Genomic DNA, 18660 nt, shown 5'->3' with positions numbered 1-18660 from the left:
TTTGAGGTAGGAGAGAGGAAAAGGCGTAAAGAATGGCGAATATTTACCTATGTTGTATAGTGTTTTGTTATGACCCGTCGGCTTCCAATATAAGCGGAGCGGAAGGGTGTGTGGGGGAGCGCCGAGGGGCGCATCCCGGAGGAGGGGACGTTACATGGCAGTGACAGACAAAGGCTTTGGCGCATACGATGTACGCGGTATCTATCCCGATGAGGTGAACGAGGAACTCGCTTACCGTGTCGGACGCAGTTTCCCCACGCTGTTTGGCGCGAAGAAGGTGGCGATCGGGCACGACATCCGTCTCTCGGGGCCCGCGATCCGCGACGCACTCGCGAAGGGACTCACGGAAGCCGGCTGTGACGTTGTGGACATCGGACAGTGCGGCACGGAGATGATCTACTTCGCGACGGCGCATCTGAAGCTCGGCGGCGGCATCATGATTACGGCGAGCCACAATCCGAAGCAGTACAACGGCATGAAGTTCGTGCGTGCGGAGTCGCGGCCGATCTCAAGTGACACAGGGCTGAAGGATATTGCAGCAATGGCGGTCGGCGAGACCTATCCCGCACCTGCGGCTGTGCCCGGAAAGATCGAGCAGGTGGACATTCTCGACGAGTACGTCAAGCACATCCTTGGTTATGTCGATGTGAGCAAGCTGAAGCCGTACAAGATCGTTGTCAACACGGGCAACGGCGCGGCAGGCCCCATCATCAACGCGATGGAGAAGTTCCTCCCGTTTGAGCTGGTCAAGGTCTACAACGAGCCAGACGGCAACTTCCCGAACGGCGTGCCGAACCCGATCCTGCAGGAGAACCGCGAGGCGACGGCGAAGGTCGTGCGCGAGTCAGGCGCAGATTTCGGCGTGGCATGGGACGGTGACTTCGACCGCTGCTTCCTCTTTGACGAGAAGGGCGGCTTCATCGAGGGCTACTATATGGTCGGCTTCCTCGCCGAGGCATTCCTGAAGAAGAACAAGGGCGCAAGCGTTATCTACGATCCGCGTCTTGTCTGGAACACGATTGAGATTGCAGAGAGTCTCGGCGGCAAGCCTGTCATGTGCAAGAGCGGGCACGCGTTCATCAAGGACAAGATGCGCGAGGTCAACGCAATCTACGGCGGCGAGATGAGTGCGCACCATTATTTCCGTGACTTCTCCTACTGCGACAGCGGTCAGATCCCGTGGCTGCTCGTGGCGGAGCTGATGAGTGCGTCGGGCGGCAAGACACTCTCCGAGCTGATGAAGGCGCGTATGGATCGCTTCCCGACCTCGGGTGAGATCAACAGCAAGGTCACGGATGCAAAGGCGGTCATGGATCGTATCGAGGCGAAGTATGGCGCGGACGGCAAGGTGACGAAGGTGGACGGTCTCTCGATCGAGTTCGACAAATGGCGCTTCAACCTCCGCATGTCCAACACGGAGCCGGTCATCCGCCTGAACGTCGAGACGCGTCAGGATGAGGCGCTGCTGAAGGAAAAGACGGACGAGCTCCTTGCGGAGATTCGTGCCTAAGCATATTCTAGTACAGGAAGGAGTTTTTTGATGAGTCTTGTACTGAAATCCGGTTTTACGTTTGACTATGACAATCTCTACGGCGAGGGCAAGGTGACGGATGCCGACCTCGCATTCTATGCGGAGGATCTCAAGAAGGCGCATGAGGCGATGAAGGTCATGCGCGAAAAGGGCTTTATCCGCGCACATCTCTCGAAGGACGGCGAGCCGGAGAAGGTTCTCTTCTCGCAGACACCCTACATCGAGGAGGGACACATCAACTCGCCTTCGTCGATTGCGCGCCTCAAGGAACTCGGCAAGCACGCGCAGGAGCATACGGATGTCCTGATCTCGCTCGGCATCGGCGGCTCGTTCCTTGGGAACAAGGTGCTGTTCGACGTGCACTGCGGCGAGCTGTGGAACTCGCTCTCGAATGAGCAGCGCGATAACTATCCGCGCATCTATTTCAGCGGCAACAACATCGACCCGCGCCGTACGGGCGATATCATCAACCACTTGAAAGATGTCGCCGCGATTAAGAAAAAGAATGGAGCGGGACCGCTGCGCATCATGCTCCTCGTCATCTCGAAGTCGGGCGGCACGCTCGATACGATGTCCAACTTCATGGTGATGTATGATGCTTTTACCAAGGCGGACAATGTCGAGGTCGAGGTGGTCGCGGTCACCGATCCGAACGAGGAGAAGCCGACGCTGCTGAAAAAGCTTGCGATGGAAAAGGGCTGGAAGCAGTTTGCCGTGCCGGACGGCGTGGGCGGTCGCTTCACGGTCTTCACCGAGGTCGGACTGACGCTCGCTGCGTGCATCGGCTTTGACATTGAGAGCTTCCTTGCGGGTGCGCGCGCTATGGATCAGGCGTGCCAGAATGACGATCTCTGGCAGAACCCCGCTATGCTGAACGCCGCGCTGAAATTCGCGGCATCGGAGAAGCATGGGCGCGACATCGAGGTCATGATGCCGTATGGTGACTACTTGAAGTCCGTCTCTGAGTGGTACATCCAGCTGCTCGCCGAGTCACTCGGCAAGCAGTTCAACAAGGAGGGCAAGGAGGTCTGCTACGGGCGCACACCCGTCGTCGCCGTCGGCACGACCGATATGCACGCGCAGACGCAGCAGCATCAGGAGGGCAAGCTCAACAAGGTGGTGCAGTTTATCCGCATCGACAAGTGGGCGGACGATCTCGTGATCCCGAATGCGTTCCCCGAGGCGAAGAAGCTCGCGGATATCGCAGGTGTGACGATGGGCGCTGCGCTTGAGGTTGCACGTCAGTCGAATGCAGACGCACTCGCATCGAACAAGCGCTACAGTGCCGTGTTTGCATTGCCGGAGCTGACGCCGTATCATCTCGGCGAGCTGCTCTATATGCTCGCAATGTCGATTGCATACGAGGGCGAACTCGCGGATGTGGACGCATTCGATCAGCCGGGCGTCGAGGCGTACAAGCGCATCATGGGACCGAAACTTCAGGCTCTGAAGGGCTGAATTTATCAGTGCTTCCTTAAGCCTCTCCCGTCGAAACGGGGGAGGGGGATCGCAGAGCGGTGGAAGGGGCGCCTTTACCGTACATGATGTCAAAGATGGGGTTGCTGCATAAGGCTCAATATGGCTTCATGCAGCAGCCCCTTCGATTTATAGGAGGTTCTTGTGCTCGAAACATGGCGGGCGTATCTCAGCGCCCTGTCCGCGCGGCAGTGGGCACTCGTCGGAGCCGTTCTGCTGTGTGCCGTGAGCGGCGCATACGTTCTGTGGCGGGACACGGCGGAACCTGTCATCCTTGTGAAGCAGGAGACTGTTCCGCCGCCCGCGACGGAAATCAAGGGACTCTCTGCCGCCGCTCTGAAAGTACCTCTGCGCAATCCTTTTTCTGCTGCGCATGAACGTGTCGAAGAAATCCCGCACACTTCGGATCACATCGATATCAATGCGGCTGCCGTGCCACCGGCTGTCATGCCGCCGGCGAATGTGCCGTCGCCGCTGCCGCCCGCAGCGCTCGCCGCAGCCGTGCCCTCACCTGCGGCAGCTTCACCGCCGCCCCTTGTGCTGCGCGGTGTGGTAATGGGAGCGGACGGCGCACATCTTGCCATTCTCGCACAGGGAGAGGCGGGCGCGGCGCTTGGCATTGGAGAGACATGGAAGGAGTACACCCTTCGCTCCGTGACGGATCAATCCGCGACACTCGAACACAGATCGGGGACAATCACACTGACAAGGGAGTGACGGTATGAAACAATGGGCTGTGGCGGCAGCATTCGCGGGGGCGATCCTCCTCCCTGTTCCTGCTGCTGCCGCTCCTGTCACGATCGACGTGACGGGCGGCGACGTGCGTGCCGTTCTGCTTGCTGTGGCGCGTATGGGCGGCATTCCGCTCATTGTCGATGACAGTGTAACGGGTACGGTGACGGCACATCTTACGGGCGAGGGGGAGGAGGTGCTTCGCCTTGTTGCGGCGGCTCGCGGCATCCAGATTGAACGGCGCGGCACGGTATTTCTCGCACTTGCTGTGGATACACGCGCGGAAAATCGGCGCGTACATTCCTATACCGTACGCTACGCTGACCCCGAGGAACTCGCGCACGCTGCAAATTTATCCCTGACCGGTGAAGGAAAACAGGCAGTTGTGTCGAAAAATAACGATGAGAGATGGAATAGGGACTCAGACTCTGATTCCAATACGCAGCGGCGTGTTCTCGTCGATCGGGCAACGAATACGCTTCTCTTTTATGGGACAGAATCTGAGGCTCTTTCCGTGCGCGAAATTATATCTGCACTCGATACTGCGCCCAAGCAGGTCTCCCTTGAGGCACGCGTTGTTGCCGTTTCCAAGGAGGCAGCAAAGCAGCTCGGTATTGACTGGTCATGGTCGTCTCTTCCACAGTACCCGCGTGTCAAAAGTGACGGCGCAGGGTCGTTGGAAGTCAGCGAGCGCAATGCAGGCACGGGCGGGACGAGTGCGCCGGGGATCATCCGCTTTGGCAGAGGACCCGGGGGCGTTCCCTACGAGTTCTACTACTCCGCCGCAATTCGCGCACTCATCACGGATGGGCATGCCAAGATGCTCGCCCGTCCGAACATCACGACGGTACAGGGGCATGAGGCGCTGATCAACATCGGTGCAGAGGTGCCTGTGCCGCGTACGGCAACGTCCAACAGTGTCACGACGACCGGCATTGAGTATCGTGAGGCGGGGATTATCCTCCGGTATACGCCGCGCGTCACAGCGGATGGCAGCATCGTCGCACGCGTGCACACGGAGGTCAGCACACCCGTCTACGTCGATGAACTCAAGGCGTATCGCTTTCAAAAACGCAGTGCGGATACGACCGTTCGTCTGCGCGATGGTGAGACTGATATTGTCAAGAACAGTTGACAAATTTCTCACAAGGAAACGAATGCTTAAGCAGTCGCGGCAATGGAGTCATAGAACTGTCGACGCTTCACCATCGGAGGAAGCCCACCGTTTGTTGAACAAATTCGGCGGTTGTTCCAATAGCTCATGAAGTATCGCCAAACCAGAACCTTCAACTCTTCCGTTGTCATTTTCTTTGTGTCATAGCGTCCATAGAGAAGCTCCGATTTCATGCGTGCCCACATGCTCTCACAACGCGCGTTATCATGACAGCGTCCACCGGCACTGTTCATACTTTGACGGATTCCATAGTGTTGGATTGCCTCCCGATACAGCTGACTCGTGTACTGGCTGCCGCGATCCGAGTGCAGGATTGCTCCCCTGAGCATCGGGTAGGAAATCATGGCGTTATCAAGCATCTGCACACACAGAGAAGCCCTCATATTCGTATCCACAGAAAGTCCGAGCACGCCGGCGTCATAGCAGTCAAAGAGTGCTGAAATATAGAGTTTTCCGTCACACGCTGGAATCTCTGTCAGGTCAGTGACACACTTGGAAAGCGGTGTGTCGGCATGAAAATCACGGTGCAGGAGATCCTCCGACATCTGTGCCTGCCGATCTACTTTTGTGATACCGTTCGGCTTATGATTGGGACGATGACTCAAGCCGATCTCTTCCATAATGCGGTAAACGGTGCGTTCACTCGGAACATGGATGCCTTCTGGCTGCTTGATCTTGAGTGCCTGATACATGCGGATTCTTCCGTAGGTATCGTTGCATTCATCCTCTGCATGGATCTGCATCATGGCATCGGCAAGCTCCTGATATTTCCATGGGCGGTCTTTGCTTACCAGATACTGATAAAATCCCTGTCTTGTGACATGGAGCAGTCTGCAATAAAAACTGATATTCCCTTTGTGTGTGCCGTCTGCTGTCTTGAACGCAATAAACTTCATACGTTCGTTTTTGTTGACTTCAGACGGCTCGCGGCGAAAAAAGCGCTTGCTTCTTCCAGAAAGTCATTCTCTTTCTTCAAACGTCGAATTTCCTTATCCTGCGCCTTGAGCTGGGCGCGAAGCTGCACGAGCTCCTCGTGCAAGCTCAGGGCACTCTGCGGTGTTTGCGTGCCACACCCAAGATCCAAATATCCAAGACGTTGTGCGCGTGTCCATGTATACATCGTATTCTTGGAAATTCCTAGCTCTTTGGCGGCTTTCGCTTGACCGATTTCCTGCGCCAGCTTGATTGCCTGCACCTTAAATTCGTCATCGTATTGCCTGTTTGCTGCCATTTTGACCTCTCCTTCTCCTCTTTGACCTTATCTAAAATCCTTGCGAAGAAGTTGTCAACTTTATTTATACAACATCAGACCATGGTGATCGGCGGACTCATCGACAGCGATGAGTCGCGCTCCCTCTCAAAGATACCCTTTCTCGGCGATCTTCCCGTTCTCGGTGCATTTTTCCGCTCTGTGCGGGCAAGCAAGACCGAGACCGAACTTATGATTTTTCTCACAGCACATGTACTGGATAACGAATGAGGAAGCACACTGCTCCCAGCAGTAATTTCCTTCATTGCAGGATGCACGGAAAAGAGGAGATGTCAGTGTCAATCAGGATATTACTTGCAGACGATCATGCACTGCTCAGGCAGGGGATCAAGCGCGTACTGAACTTTGAAGACGATCTTGAAGTCGTTGGTGAAGCGGAAGATGGGCAGGAAGCCCTTGCACGCACACTCATGCTGAAACCTGACATTCTCCTCCTCGACATCAATATGCCGGGACTGACGGGACTCGATGTCACAAAACAGCTCAAACAGGCACGGTCGCGTACGAAGATCATTGCACTCACCATCCACGACAGTGACAACTATGTCCTCGAATTGCTGAAAAACGGTGCACTCGGCTACCTGCTCAAGGATGTCGAGCCGAATGTGCTCATCAAGGCGATCCACATGGTCAACGAGGGCAATCCCTTCGTCTATCCGAAACTCGCCGAGCGCCTCTTTGGCAGTGCGGCGGTCTATGGTGACGTGAGCCGTATGGCAAAGGAGATCTGGGATGAAAGCCGTGGCGAACGCCTCACCCCGCGTGAGATGGACGTGCTCGGCTGTATCGCAAAGGGGCTGTCGAATCAGGATATCGGCAAGGCGCTTGGGCTGAGCGAAAAGACTGTCAAGAATCACCTTACGAGTATCTTCCACAAGCTTAAGGTCAATGACCGTACACAGGCGCTCGTATACGTACTGAAAAATAAGATTGTTACGTTGGAGTAACACGAAAAGCGGGGGTGCTGCATGAAGCCAAAAACTTCGTGCAACCCCCCGTTTCTTTCGTTCGGCAGAGATAAGTGAAATAAATTATCATTTGTAGCTGAGAAAGCAACGTGCTATAATATCCAGCATGAGGTGAAATATATGCTGGAAATTTTCCAAGGACTCATGATACCGTTTATCGGCACGGCGCTCGGTGCGGGCTGTGTGTTCTTTTTGAAGGGGGCACTGAACCGCAGTGTGCAGCGCGGTCTGACGGGATTTGCTGCGGGTGTGATGGTGGCGGCTTCGATCTGGAGCCTATTGATCCCGGCGATGGAGGAGTCTGCTGCGATGGGGCGCTTTGCTTTCGTTCCTGCGCTTGTCGGCTTCTGGGTGGGCACACTCTTTTTGCTCGTGCTCGATCATATCATTCCGCATTTGCACATGAATGCGAAGAAGGCGGAGGGACCACACAGCCGACTCTCGTGGACGACGATGCTCTGCCTTGCGGTGACGCTGCACAACATCCCGGAGGGCATGGCGGTCGGTGCGATCTATGCGGGCTGGCTGAGCGGCAGCGAGGGCATTACGATTGGGGCGGCACTCGCGCTTTCGCTCGGCATTGCGATTCAGAATTTCCCCGAGGGCGCTATCATCTCCATGCCGCTGCGTGCGGCGGGGATGGGGAAGTGGCGTGCATTCGCCGGCGGCGTTCTCTCGGGCGCAGTCGAGCCAGTCGGCGGTGCGCTCACCATCCTTGCGACAGCACTCATTGTGCCTGTGTTGCCCTACGCGCTTTCCTTTGCGGCAGGGGCGATGCTCTACGTCGTCGTAGAGGAGCTGATTCCAGAGATGAGCGAAGGGGAACACTCCGATGTCGGTGTCATTTCGTTTGCGGCGGGATTCTCGGTCATGATGATGCTCGATGTCGCACTCGGTTAATAATAATGGAATCGCTGATAAAACAGTCCTGCAGATTGGCGTAGATTTTTTCGTCCGATTGAGGCAGCAAACCGGACGCATAGCCAAAGCTATGTGGAGGATTTGCTAACGAAAAGCGGGCAAAAAAGATGCGCTAAGATNTAATAATTCGCTGATAAAACAGTCCTGCAGATTGGCGTAGATTTTTTCGTCCGATTGAGGCAGCAAACCGGACGCATAGCCAAAGCTATGTGGAGGATTTGCTAACGAAAAGCGGGCAAAAAAGATGCGCTAAGATAGCGCGACTGAATTTATCAGTGCTTCCATAACAAAGAAAAAGAGCCGTTGGCGTATGCCAAGCGGCTCTTTTTCCTGGAAAGGGATGCACGCAGGTCGGGAAAAACCTGCGGCTTGAGAAATGGGATGTAAGGATTATTTGCCTTACAAGAGGAACGCAGGGAGACGTTCCTATAGAGGGATGATCAACGGGGGAAAATGTCGGGGAGGACGTTTTTTGTTCCCCGTTGACATCTGTATTATATCATATTGTTTTTGAAAATTTTGTGACTCGGGTCACATAATAGAGAAAAAGATATAGTAATAAAAAATTTTTGTCGATTTTTTTCGCAGATAAGTATGAGAAATGCGGTTTTGAAAAAAATCTTAGAAAAGTTGTGGATAATCGACGTTACTCACGGCTCCCGCATTGCTTTTTGGTTTGAAAAAACGTATAATATTGAGAAGGAGAATACGCGCGTTTGATTCGCGTATTCGGAGGGGATGCTCCCTTTGTTTGGTGATGAGGAGGAATACTCATGCGTGATTACTTAAGAATCGCCCAGGTTATCGGTCGCGAGATCATTGATTCGCGCGGCAATCCGACGGTTGAGGCGGAGGTCGTTCTTGAGGACGGCACAATCGGTCGCGGTGCATCTCCTTCGGGTGCGTCGACGGGCGAGTTTGAGGCACTTGAGCTGCGTGACGGCGACAAGTCGAAGTTTGGCGGCAAGGGTGTCTCCAAAGCGGTCGAGAATGTGAACGCGAAGATTGCACCCGCACTTGTCGGCATTGAGGCGAGCGATATCTATGCGGTCGATCAGGCGATGTTCGATGTAGACGGCACGAAGGACAAGTCCAAGCTCGGCGCAAATGCGATTCTCGCGGTTTCGATTGCGGCGTCGGATGCGGCGGCAAAGTCTGAGGATATCCCGCTCTATCGTTTCTTCGGCGGACTGCAGGCGAATGTCCTGCCCGTACCGATGATGAATATTCTTAACGGCGGCGCGCACGCGACGAACTCCGTGGACACGCAGGAATTCATGATTATGCCTGCCGGCGCTCCGACGTTCCGTGAGGCACTGCGCTGGTCGACCGAGGTGTTCCATGCCCTTCAGGCACTCCTCAAGAAGGAAGGCAAGACGACGGCGGTCGGCGATGAGGGCGGCTTTGCGCCTGACCTCGACTCCGATGAGGACACGATCGAGCACATCCTCAAGGCAATCGAGAATGCTGGCTACAAGAAGGGCGAGGATTTCGTCATTGCGATGGATGCGGCATCGTCCGAGTGGAAGGATAAGGAGAAGGGCAAGGGCTTCTACCACCAGCCGAAGTCCGGCAAGAAGTTCACGTCCGATGACCTTATCAAGCACTGGGAGTCGCTCGTTGACCAGTACCCGATCTACTCCATCGAGGATGGTCTCGATGAGGAGGACTGGGATGGCTGGAAGGCGATGACGAAGGCACTCGGACACAAGGTTCAGCTCGTCGGCGACGATCTCTTCGTCACGAATACGGAGCGCCTGAAGAAGGGCATCGAACTCGGCGCCGGCAACTCCATCCTCATCAAGCTCAACCAGATCGGCTCCGTCTCCGAGACGCTTGAGGCAATCAAGATGGCACACAAGGCAGGCTATACGGCGGTAACGTCGCATCGCTCGGGCGAGACCGAGGACACGACGATTGCGGATCTCGCTGTTGCGCTCAACACGGCGCAGATCAAGACGGGTGCACCGTCCCGTTCCGAGCGCGTCGCGAAGTACAACCAGCTCCTGCGCATCGAGGAGCAGCTTGGCGCAAGTGCGGTCTATCCGGGCAAGCGCGCGTTCAGCTTCATGAAGTAAGAAGTCCCTTTGGGATAAACGAATCCCCCACCAATGGTGAGACTGCTGAAAAACTTCTCCAATAGTTTCCTTCAGCGTTATGTAAAAAAGAGCAGGGATGGATGAAAAAGCACATCTATCCCTGCTCTTTTTTTCAACTCTGGAAATAGAGGGATCTATCTCTCTATCAAATTGATAATTTTCTTAATATTTACCACAAACTTTGATGCTGATGGAACATGTTCGACTCTTTGCTCCTAGTTGATAACAGCTCTCTGCATACAATGTCTGTATTGATACAGCTGAATTCGTTGGATGCGTCTATTATACAGGAAACGGGAAAAGTCGTCATTCCTATTGGCTTCTTGTAGAGATGTATTCTCTTCGTTTTTCAGTCGTCTCACCCAGGGGAATAAGAGCTGCTGCTCGAAGGCTATTTTGTCCATGTATAGCAGTTCTCTACGAATTGCATTTTCTCGGAATGCTGTTCCCAGGTCTGTTTCTTTGTGTTATACTGTTCAAAGATATGAGAACGTAATGAGAGGGTGAATCTATGTCGGAGATGTCTTTGGAATATCATCTGCGCCCCATTGAAGAGCATGATTTGCGTTTGGTATTGGACTGGCGTAACTCCCCCAAGGTACATGACATGATGCTGACCGACCATGAAATCACATGGGAGGAACATTACGCATGGTTTCAGCGCATGGAGGCGGAGTCGATCAAGCGCAATTTTATCTTTGCATATCAAGGAAAGTCCATCGGATATATCGGCTATACAGAGTATGACGAAGACCGTCGTACCTGTTCTCCGGGTGCCTATTTAGGGGACGTGTCCGATCTACCGCCCGATGCAGCACTTTGTTTGTTTTATGTCAGTGTGGACTACGCTTTTCAGTATATGAATATGCTTCAACTGAATACCGATGTCTTTGCCGACAATCGCCGAGCCTTAAAACTTGACACATTTTTGGGATATGATATCGACCATACACAGGATCATCAGGTCAAAAAAAAGGGAGAAGAAAAATTGGCTTATCGCCTCATCATGACGAAGAATAAATGGCTCAAACAAAAAAAGAATGTAGCCAAATATTTTTCCTTCTTCAAGAACTTTGTCTATGTTTGAAGGGAAGCGAATAACATGAACAACATTCAGGAAGCCATTATTGAGCATATCGCGGAGTTTAACAGTACGCTCGAAAACCCGGTGGATTTGGAAAAAGGGGCTGACAGCGTACTTTTTGGTGTGGGGGGGACGCTGGATTCAGTCGATTTTGTTAGCTTGGTGGTGGATATTGAGCAGATGATTGAGGACAGGTTCGGACAAGTGGTCGGACTTTCCGATGCGCGCGCAATGTCGCAGAAGAACAGCCCATTCCGCACGGTGGGAACACTTGCCGCCTACATCGAATCGCGTCTGAAGGAGCAGGGGGATGAGTGAACGGACTATTCTGATTACTGGAACCCGCAAGGGCATCGGTGCGTATCTGACGAAGCATTATATTGCGATGGGCGACCATGTAATCGGCTGCAGTCGCAACGAACCTGAATGGGCATTGGAATACGCTGACAGCTATACTCATTTCTGCGCGGATGTGAGCGATGAGCAGGCAGTGCGGCCTATTTTCTCATATATTCGAAAAACATACGGCAGGCTCGATGTCCTCATCAATAATGCCGGGATCGCCTCTATGAACCATTCCCTCCTCACGCCGTTGGATTCGGTATATCAGGTGCTTGCCACCAATACCATCGGAACGTTTCTTTTTTGCCGCGAGGCTGCCAAACTCATGAGAAAAAGTAAGGATGGGCGTATTGTAAATTTTGCAACGGTGGCAACTCCTCTTAAATTGGAAGGGGAAGCGATTTATGCGGCATCGAAAGCCGCCATTGTCTCTCTGACACAAACTCTGGCACGCGAATATGCAGATTATGGAATCACGGTCAATGCGGTAGGACCGGGACCAATCCAAACGGACCTGATTCGCGGCGTACCTTCTGAAAAAATAGAAACCTTATTGATGAGACAGGCAATTCATCGCTATGGCACCTATGATGATGTGGGAAATGTCATCGATTTTTTCCTGCGTCCACAGAGTTCATTTGTCACCGGGCAAGTTATTTATCTGGGAGGCGTATAGTTTTGCATATCGATTTTTTTCTCGAACGCTTTTGTGCGAATAGCGAAAATGAGGCAATGATCTGGCATGACAAAGTCTACACGTATCATGATATTCTGTCCTATATTGAACAGGATAGAGAGAAACTAAAGGAGAGCATATCATCCCCTATGGTGGTGAGCATTGAGGCGGATTTTTCTCCACATGCAGCTGCGCTTTTGCTGACACTGATTGACCTTGGGTGTGTAATTGTTCCGCTGACAGAAAGTGTTGCAAGTAAAAAAGGAGAATTTAAGGACATTGCGCAAGTGGAAGCCACTGTGATTCTCCATGAGGATGACAGCTTTTCATTCCAAACGGAGAATCGCCGAGCTGACCATGAGATCATTCAAAAACTCAAACGAGAAAATCATCCGGGATTGATTTTGTTTTCTTCTGGTTCTACTGGAAAGAGCAAGGCAGCAGTCCACGATTTCCTGCCCTTGCTGGAAAAATTCAAGGTACCACGCAAATGCATGCGGATGATGACGTTTCTGCTCTTTGACCATATCGGTGGGATCAATACATTGCTGTATGTGCTGTCAAATACAGGATGTATCATTACATTGGATTCCCGCCAACCGGAGGCGGTCTGCCGCAATATAGAAAAATATCATGCTGAGGTTCTTCCGACATCTCCCAGTTTTATCAATTTATTGCTTCTGAGCGAGGCATATAAAAGTTACAACGTATCCAGCCTTAAAATGGTAACATACGGGACAGAGGCAATGCCGGAAAGCACTCTGAAACGATTCCACGACATATTTCCCAATGTAAAGCTGCTGCAAACCTATGGACTTTCGGAAATCGGTATCATGCGATCAAAATCTCTGTCTTCGGATTCCCTATGGGTGAAAATTGGCGGCGAGGATTTTCAAACGCGCGTGGTGGACGGGCTGCTCGAAGTCCGAGCAAAGTCGGCGATGTTGGGGTATCTAAATGCACCCAGTCCGTTTACGGAGGACGGCTGGTTTAGAACCGGCGATGAAGTTCTAGTCGATGGAGAATATTTTCGTATCCTAGGCAGACGCTCCGAAATGATCAACGTTGGCGGGCAGAAGGTTTTTCCGGCAGAGGTGGAAAGCGTCATTCAGGAGATGGATGGCGTGGAGGATGTAGCGGTCAGCGGCGAAGTAAATCCCATGCTGGGTAATATCGTCAAGGCAAGGGTAAAAATCGCGGGAAATGAATCTTTGGCAGACTTCAAGAAACGGCTGCGCCTGTTCTGTAAAAACAGATTGGAGAGTTACAAGATTCCGCAAAAGGTGGAACTGATCGACCACATGATGACAGGGAGCCGGTTTAAGAAGATGCGGCGGGAAGTGTGACGAGGATCGCTGCGTTTTAAGGAAGCACTGATAAATTCAGCCACGTCATCTTAGCGCATCTTTTTTGCCCGCACTGTGTCGACAAATCCTCCACATAGCCCTCGCTATGTGTCCGGTTTGTCTCCTTGTTCGGACGAAAAAATCTACGCCAATCTGACAGACTTCATTTTATCAGCGATTCCTTAAGATATTTTGCTGCGGATGCAACAGGGGCTTAGGAAGTCCCTTTTGTATGCAGAGGATCGTTACAGCACCTCCACAATCTCCGCTGCAGCCTTGCGCTGCGTGTGGCGTACAGAGGGAACACCCTTTTCCGTGGCATAGCCGATGGGGAAGATGGCGATGAGGTCGTAGTCTGCCATCTGCGGGAATGCCTTCTTCAGCTTCGGTGCATCGAAATGTCCGACCCACGTCGAGCGCAGCCCCTCGTTGTGGATGGCAAGCATGATGTAGGTCGCGACGATGGCGGCGTCCACGTCGGCGAAATTGCGACCGTCGTATTGCCGTACCCAAGCGTCGTCTGCGCTGCCGCCGACAACGAGAAAGACGCCCGCACCGAAGGTATAGTTCGTCGTCTCTGCGAGCCTTGCACGAGCCTCGGGGCTTTTGAACGCCCAGATTTTGAACGGCTGCTTGTTGACCGCCGTGGGGGCGACGCGTGCTGCCTCAAAGATGCGGTCGAGTGATTCGTGAGGGATCTCCCTGTCTGACAGTGCGCGGCAGGAGAAGCGATCCTGAATGAGTTCATTGAATTCCATGATGATTACCTCCTCGTGTAGATTCTTCCTAAAGTATAGCATAAAACAGAGAGAATCGGCGGGATTTTTCGGAACAGCCCTTGAAATTGCAGGAAATAGGAGACGCACAACGAATTATTATTACTGTTGAATGGCTTTCACGTCTATGAGGGGGATTTCAAATGAAGAAATATATGGCAGTGACCCTTTCGGCAGCTGTGCTGAGCATGGGCAGCACGGCACTCGTTTCCTCGGCAGAGGCAGCGGGGGTCTTTTTTGCGGATGCTCCTGTGGTATCGTCTGCGGTGACTGCGCCTACGGCGGAACCCGGTACACGTCCCTCGGTCTACATCCCCGGACAGATTATCACGCCGTTTGTGGATCGTGACCTTACAACGGATGAAAATATGTTCTTCCTTGCCATCGAGAAGGCGGACTACAATACGATGCAGCTGATGCTCGACAAGGGCGTTGATATCAATGCCTACTACACAAGAAAAGGAACGACGCCGCTCGGGCGCGCCATGGCGCTCAACAACCGTACGACGATCCAGTTCCTCTTGGAGCGCGGTGCGGATGTGCAGGGCTATGTCTTTCATCGCGGAGAAAACCGCACGCACTCCTATCTGGTAGAAGCCGCCGATAAGGGAGATCTTGCCCTTGTGCAGTATCTGCACAACTGGGGCGCGGACATCAATGGTGTCTCGTGGGATTGGGGACCGGGGTTTTTCAATGCGCTTTTTACGCTGGGGACGTCGTCCGATGATATGAATATTCGGCGCTACCTCATCGCACAGGGAATCAATGTAAACTATGTGACGAGCGCAGCCGGTGCAACACCGCTCATCAATGCTGCGGCGATGTATATTTCCTCAGGAGAGCGTCAGAACCTCCTCAAAATGCTGCTCGATGCGGGCGCGGATCCCGACGTTCGGAACAAGTCCGGAAAGACGGCGGTCGACTACTGCATGGATCGCGGCGATCTTGAGAGTGCGCGCTATATCCAGACCTATCAGCGTCAGTAATCGTCATGAACTCTTTCGGTACGGGCAAATCCGGCGGATCACGTCTGCCGTTTGCCCGTGCCTTTTGTATTGCGCCTTTCAGTCTGTTTTAGGAAACAACTGCTATACTGAGCCTCGATCAGACAGAAATGTGAGGTGAAGGATGCGAAAAACAGCAGTGATGATACTATCGGCGTTCGTGCTCACAGTGGGGACATTCTTCCCACCTGCACGCGCGGAGGCGATTGATGCGTGGGGGATTGCGGCACAGGCACTCGGCGTGCTCGGCGCATACCACTCGGCACTCGGCGCAGTACTTGCGCTCGGCAACGATGTGCATGCACAGGTGGAGAGCCGACGGCAAGATCTCGCCGAAAATGGACGCGCACACAACGCAAATGATATCATTCTCGTGGACGGGATCATGGAGCGGCTTGTACGCGATGGTGCCTACGTGCTGCGTGTGAATTCGCTCCCCTTCACATGGGCGGTGACGGACAGTCCCGTCTTTAATGCCGCTTGCTATCCGACGGACTATGTGACGATCAATCGCGGTCTTATTCGTGGGCTGGGCGGCAATGTGGATGAGCTTGCCGCCGTGCTCGGGCATGAGATGACGCACGGCATCCGCCAGCACAGCGCGCACAACTATGCGAAGGCGGCAGCGCAGTTCTACGGCATGAGCTTCCTCAACATGAATTTCGGCCTGATGGACTGGAACAAGCTTAACGCGCTCGTGGGCTACTCCGTCGCCAAGAATGTCACGCTGCCGACGGAGTACGAGGCAGATGAGGGGGGCTTCCGCATCATGACGAGCGCGGGATTCAATCCCGGCGGCGGGGCTGCTGCGATGGCACGCATGGGCTACTATCTGACCTATGTGACACAGGATCTCACGGAGTATCAGGATCCGACGCAAAAGGATCTGCCGCAGGACGACTTCTCAGACCACCCTGCGACGGAGCGGCGCGAGGCGAAGCTCGCCGGCTTCATGACAGACTACAGCGCGGGTCATGTAACGGTGATTGACCGAAAAACAATTTGTATTGATGGGACGCCCCTCCTGACGGTCACATGGACGAACGAGGACTACGACAACAGTCCTGAGAATGCCTATCTTGTCGCGGGCGCGTTGGCGCGTGCCTTCCACGACTATGACCGTGCGGAGGATTGGAATCTCTCCGTGACGCAGGATGGCGGTGCGACACTCGCGGGCGATCCGCGCATCAATGAACTGCTTGTGCATTTTCTCGCAAAGGAGCGTGCCGGAGAGCGGCTGATCTCACTCGTCCATGCAGCCTACGCGGGCGAAGCGGCAAGCGGCGCGCGGGAAAAGCTGCGCGCGGCGGAAAAGGCACGCGCGGAAGCCCTTGCTGCAGAGCGCACCGAGGTGGAGAATGCCGATGCGAAGGCGATCAAGAAGATCCGTGAGAACAGCGATGCGTACAGCGATTATGGGGACAGCGAGCGGGCACTTGCACTGATGGAGCGCGTATTTGCCTCACCGCATGACGACAGCCCTGCCCTCAGTCACGTGATTCGTGCGCGCGCCTATGCCGTGGAGGGCGACGCAGCGCGTGCGCTTTCAGATGCGGACAAGGGCGTTGCGGACGATCCGAAGGATGTCTATACATGGCTGAACCGCAGCGATGTGCGCCGTATGCTCGGTGATCGCGATGGTGCGCTCTCCGATGCGATGAAGGCAATCGAAATAGATGCAAAGAATCCATACGGCTATCTGATTGCCGCCGAACTCTATGATGAGATGGAGGATACGGCAAAGGCGCAGGAGTATTACAAGAAACTCTACGCCGTTGAACCAAAGGCTCTGGATCGCATTCCAGATGAATACCTAGAGGCTGTGGACAAGCGTGCGTATGAAAAGCGGATGAAGGAGAAAACGAAAGCGCGTGAGGCGCGCGAGAAGGAAATCCGCGAAAAACTCGATCAAAAAAGCCGTCCGACGGACGGCAATACAGATTGATGAGGAGGCGGCTCAGCCGCTTCTTTTTTTACCGTGCTTTCGCCACAGAGCGTAGCAGAGTGTGCCGAAAGCGATGACAACGACATCGACGATGCTGTAGGTAAATGCGTAGCCGTAGGTGACCGCAACGACGCCGAGACCCGCAGCGGCAAGTCCGACGCTGATGTCGAGCGACCAGAAGTAGGTGGCAGTCGCGACACCTGCGCGCGCGGCGGGAGCACTGCGTACGGCGAGCGTTTGGAGGGCTGGCGTGACCGCGCCGAAGCCTGTGCCGAGGAGAAGCGCTGCTGTGATGAGCCCTGCGAGCCCCGTGATCGTGCCGAGGAGAAACATCCCCGCCGCGAAGAGCAGCAGCCCCGGATAGACGGTGTAGTCCGGTCCCTTGCGGTCAAAGATACGTCCGATAAAGGGGCGCGTCACGAGAATGGCACCTGCATAGCACGCGTAGAAGAGGCTTGTCTCAGAGGACAGCCCGAGGCTGCGTGTATAGAGCGGGATAAAGGTGAGGACGCTGCCGTAGGCGAAGAAGAGAATGCCTGCGATAAGTGCGGGGGCAAGGGCGCGCCGCTCGATGAACGTACTGACGGAAAGTGTGCGTCCAGCCTTTTTTTGCGGCAGGATGACCTCGTCGGGGAGTTTCTGCCCGCCGCCCGCAGCGATGGAGATGGCGGCAAGTATACTGAGCGCGACAAAGAGCGTTGTCGCAGAGGAATGCTCCATCAGCAGAAGCCCGATCATCGGCCCCACGACCATGGCGAGATTTGTCGAGAGGGCGAAGTAGCCGATGCCCTCCCCTTTACGTGCGGGCGGAAGAACCAAAGCCACGAGCGCGGCAGCCGTCGTCGTTGCGACGGCGAAGATCACGCCGTGCAGGAGGCGCAGCCCGTAGAGGGCGGAGAGTGCTGCGGCAAAGGCAAATGCAGTCATGACGAGGAAGAACGCCACCGTAATCGCGATCATCAGATGCCGCTTGTTGACGGCGTCGATCAGGATTCCTGCGAAGGGGCGCGCGGTGACCGTTCCGATCTGGAAAAATGTCATGGCAAGCCCCGCCTCCACATCGCCGCCGCCGTACTCCGTCATGATAACAATGGGCAGCGCTGCGATCATGGCATACTGCGTGATATAGATGAAGAAATTGCTCAGACTCATCCCGAGAAATTCACGCGTCCAGAGTGCTTCGCTTTTTGTTCTGTCCATCAGACCCCTACCATTTCCTGTTTCTGCAGTGTGTTGTTCAATATACTACGAATCAACGGGCGTGTAAAGGCGGAAGGTACTTCATGACACTGATTTCTTGACGCAGATAGCTGAAA

General features: G+C 54.1%; 19 protein-coding genes and 1 pseudogene. 15 read left to right on the top strand and 5 right to left on the bottom strand.

The features are described from left to right. Window positions 1-154 precede the first annotated feature (154 nt). The 4 genes from C8273_RS08735 to C8273_RS08720 all read left to right on the top strand — a co-directional run bounded on the left by C8273_RS08735 (window position 155) and on the right by C8273_RS08720 (window position 4874). Window positions 155-1510, top strand: coding sequence for a phosphohexomutase domain-containing protein (locus C8273_RS08735; protein ID WP_106627350.1), 1356 nt, complete (start codon window positions 155-157; stop codon window positions 1508-1510). Window positions 1511-1540: 30 nt separating this feature from the next. Beyond that, on the top strand, window positions 1541-2989 hold the full coding sequence (locus C8273_RS08730) for a glucose-6-phosphate isomerase (RefSeq protein ID WP_106627349.1): 1449 nt from the start codon (window positions 1541-1543) through the stop codon (window positions 2987-2989). Window positions 2990-3151: 162 nt separating this feature from the next. Further along, window positions 3152-3724 (top strand): hypothetical protein, encoded by a 573-nt coding sequence (locus C8273_RS08725; RefSeq protein WP_106627348.1) that lies wholly within the window; start codon window positions 3152-3154, stop codon window positions 3722-3724. A gap of 4 nt (window positions 3725-3728) precedes the next feature. Beyond that, the gene (locus C8273_RS08720; protein ID WP_106627347.1) at window positions 3729-4874 is read left to right on the top strand and encodes a type II secretion system protein GspD; all 1146 of its coding nucleotides are present in this window, start codon (window positions 3729-3731) and stop codon (window positions 4872-4874) included. Window positions 4875-4900: 26 nt separating this feature from the next. Here C8273_RS08720 and C8273_RS08715 read toward each other — a convergent pair whose 3' ends face one another. Next, window positions 4901-5809 (bottom strand): IS3 family transposase, encoded by a 909-nt coding sequence (locus C8273_RS08715; RefSeq protein ID WP_106626146.1) that lies wholly within the window; start codon window positions 5807-5809, stop codon window positions 4901-4903. Next, on the bottom strand, window positions 5806-6144 hold the full coding sequence (locus C8273_RS08710; RefSeq protein WP_106626145.1) for a transposase: 339 nt from the start codon (window positions 6142-6144) through the stop codon (window positions 5806-5808). The genes C8273_RS08715 and C8273_RS08710 overlap by 4 nt, the downstream gene beginning before the upstream one ends. A 75-nt stretch (window positions 6145-6219) precedes the next feature. Between C8273_RS08710 and C8273_RS08705 the strand changes: the two are divergent. From C8273_RS08705 to C8273_RS08665, 9 genes and pseudogenes are all read left to right on the top strand, one after another. After that, a pseudogene (locus C8273_RS08705) lies at window positions 6220-6393 on the top strand (pilus assembly protein PilQ); the annotation flags it as partial. 65 nt (window positions 6394-6458) lie between these two features. Further along, window positions 6459-7130 (top strand): response regulator, encoded by a 672-nt coding sequence (locus C8273_RS08700; RefSeq protein WP_106627346.1) that lies wholly within the window; start codon window positions 6459-6461, stop codon window positions 7128-7130. A 141-nt stretch (window positions 7131-7271) separates the two neighbouring features. After that, the gene (locus C8273_RS08695) at window positions 7272-8051 is read left to right on the top strand and encodes a ZIP family metal transporter (RefSeq protein ID WP_106627345.1); all 780 of its coding nucleotides are present in this window, start codon (window positions 7272-7274) and stop codon (window positions 8049-8051) included. A gap of 194 nt (window positions 8052-8245) precedes the next feature. Continuing rightward, window positions 8246-8359 (top strand): secretion protein HlyD, encoded by a 114-nt coding sequence (locus C8273_RS13220; protein WP_106627663.1) that lies wholly within the window; start codon window positions 8246-8248, stop codon window positions 8357-8359. A gap of 486 nt (window positions 8360-8845) precedes the next feature. Then, entirely contained in the window at window positions 8846-10150 is a 1305-nt protein-coding gene (eno, locus tag C8273_RS08685; protein WP_106627344.1) for a phosphopyruvate hydratase, read from the top strand. A 532-nt stretch (window positions 10151-10682) separates the two neighbouring features. After that, window positions 10683-11258 carry a UDP-4-amino-4,6-dideoxy-N-acetyl-beta-L-altrosamine N-acetyltransferase gene (gene pseH / locus C8273_RS08680; RefSeq protein ID WP_106627343.1) on the top strand — a complete coding sequence of 192 codons (576 nt, stop codon included), beginning with the start codon at window positions 10683-10685 and terminating at the stop codon, window positions 11256-11258. Window positions 11259-11273: 15 nt separating this feature from the next. Next, window positions 11274-11573: an acyl carrier protein gene (locus C8273_RS08675; RefSeq protein ID WP_106627342.1), complete on the top strand. Its 300-nt coding sequence runs from the start codon at window positions 11274-11276 to the stop codon at window positions 11571-11573. Beyond that, the gene (locus C8273_RS08670; RefSeq protein WP_106627341.1) at window positions 11566-12273 is read left to right on the top strand and encodes an SDR family NAD(P)-dependent oxidoreductase; all 708 of its coding nucleotides are present in this window, start codon (window positions 11566-11568) and stop codon (window positions 12271-12273) included. Before C8273_RS08675 ends, C8273_RS08670 begins: the two co-directional genes overlap by 8 nt. A 2-nt stretch (window positions 12274-12275) precedes the next feature. Then, window positions 12276-13619, top strand: a complete 1344-nt coding sequence (locus tag C8273_RS08665) for an ANL family adenylate-forming protein (RefSeq protein ID WP_199821056.1) — start codon at window positions 12276-12278, stop codon at window positions 13617-13619. Window positions 13620-13635: 16 nt separating this feature from the next. On the opposite strand, the gene C8273_RS13215 is transcribed toward C8273_RS08665, so the two are convergent. Next, window positions 13636-13779, bottom strand: a complete 144-nt coding sequence (locus C8273_RS13215; protein WP_106627661.1) for a secretion protein HlyD — start codon at window positions 13777-13779, stop codon at window positions 13636-13638. Between the two features lie 85 nt (window positions 13780-13864). Further along, the gene (locus C8273_RS08655; RefSeq protein ID WP_106627340.1) at window positions 13865-14377 is read right to left on the bottom strand and encodes a nitroreductase family protein; all 513 of its coding nucleotides are present in this window, start codon (window positions 14375-14377) and stop codon (window positions 13865-13867) included. A 161-nt stretch (window positions 14378-14538) separates the two neighbouring features. Here C8273_RS08655 and C8273_RS08650 point away from each other — a divergent pair, with 161 nt between their 5' ends. Beyond that, entirely contained in the window at window positions 14539-15381 is an 843-nt protein-coding gene (locus tag C8273_RS08650) for an ankyrin repeat domain-containing protein (protein ID WP_106627339.1), read from the top strand. A 160-nt stretch (window positions 15382-15541) separates the two neighbouring features. Continuing rightward, on the top strand, window positions 15542-17344 hold the full coding sequence (locus C8273_RS08645) for a M48 family metalloprotease (protein WP_407695412.1): 1803 nt from the start codon (window positions 15542-15544) through the stop codon (window positions 17342-17344). 12 nt (window positions 17345-17356) lie between these two features. Here C8273_RS08645 and C8273_RS08640 read toward each other — a convergent pair whose 3' ends face one another. After that, on the bottom strand, window positions 17357-18544 hold the full coding sequence (locus C8273_RS08640) for an MFS transporter (RefSeq protein ID WP_106627337.1): 1188 nt from the start codon (window positions 18542-18544) through the stop codon (window positions 17357-17359). Window positions 18545-18660: the final 116 nt, after the last annotated feature.

The sequence above is a fragment of the Candidatus Centipeda massiliensis genome (assembly GCF_900290285.1).
Lineage (GTDB): Bacteria > Bacillota > Negativicutes > Selenomonadales > Selenomonadaceae > Centipeda > Centipeda massiliensis.
Note: the sequence above shows the minus strand (reverse complement) of the source record. Positions and strands in the feature narration are given on the sequence as shown.

Bases quoted from the DNA above. Each gene is read 5' to 3' on its own strand.
- C8273_RS08645 (WP_407695412.1), top strand. From the start codon at position 15,542: ATGATACTATCGGCGTTCGTGCTCACAGTGGGGACATTCTTCCCACCT.
- C8273_RS08715 (WP_106626146.1), bottom strand. From the start codon at position 5,809: ATGAAGTTTATTGCGTTCAAGACAGCAGACGGCACACACAAAGGGAAT.
- C8273_RS08675 (WP_106627342.1), top strand. From the start codon at position 11,274: ATGAACAACATTCAGGAAGCCATTATTGAGCATATCGCGGAGTTTAAC.
- C8273_RS08710 (WP_106626145.1), bottom strand. From the start codon at position 6,144: ATGGCAGCAAACAGGCAATACGATGACGAATTTAAGGTGCAGGCAATC.
- C8273_RS08735 (WP_106627350.1), top strand. From the start codon at position 155: ATGGCAGTGACAGACAAAGGCTTTGGCGCATACGATGTACGCGGTATC.
- C8273_RS08640 (WP_106627337.1), bottom strand. From the start codon at position 18,544: ATGGACAGAACAAAAAGCGAAGCACTCTGGACGCGTGAATTTCTCGGG.
- eno (WP_106627344.1), top strand. From the start codon at position 8,846: ATGCGTGATTACTTAAGAATCGCCCAGGTTATCGGTCGCGAGATCATT.
- C8273_RS08720 (WP_106627347.1), top strand. From the start codon at position 3,729: ATGAAACAATGGGCTGTGGCGGCAGCATTCGCGGGGGCGATCCTCCTC.
- C8273_RS08670 (WP_106627341.1), top strand. From the start codon at position 11,566: ATGAGTGAACGGACTATTCTGATTACTGGAACCCGCAAGGGCATCGGT.
- C8273_RS08695 (WP_106627345.1), top strand. From the start codon at position 7,272: ATGCTGGAAATTTTCCAAGGACTCATGATACCGTTTATCGGCACGGCG.
- C8273_RS08730 (WP_106627349.1), top strand. From the start codon at position 1,541: ATGAGTCTTGTACTGAAATCCGGTTTTACGTTTGACTATGACAATCTC.
- pseH (WP_106627343.1), top strand. From the start codon at position 10,683: ATGTCGGAGATGTCTTTGGAATATCATCTGCGCCCCATTGAAGAGCAT.
- C8273_RS08650 (WP_106627339.1), top strand. From the start codon at position 14,539: ATGAAGAAATATATGGCAGTGACCCTTTCGGCAGCTGTGCTGAGCATG.
- C8273_RS08655 (WP_106627340.1), bottom strand. From the start codon at position 14,377: ATGGAATTCAATGAACTCATTCAGGATCGCTTCTCCTGCCGCGCACTG.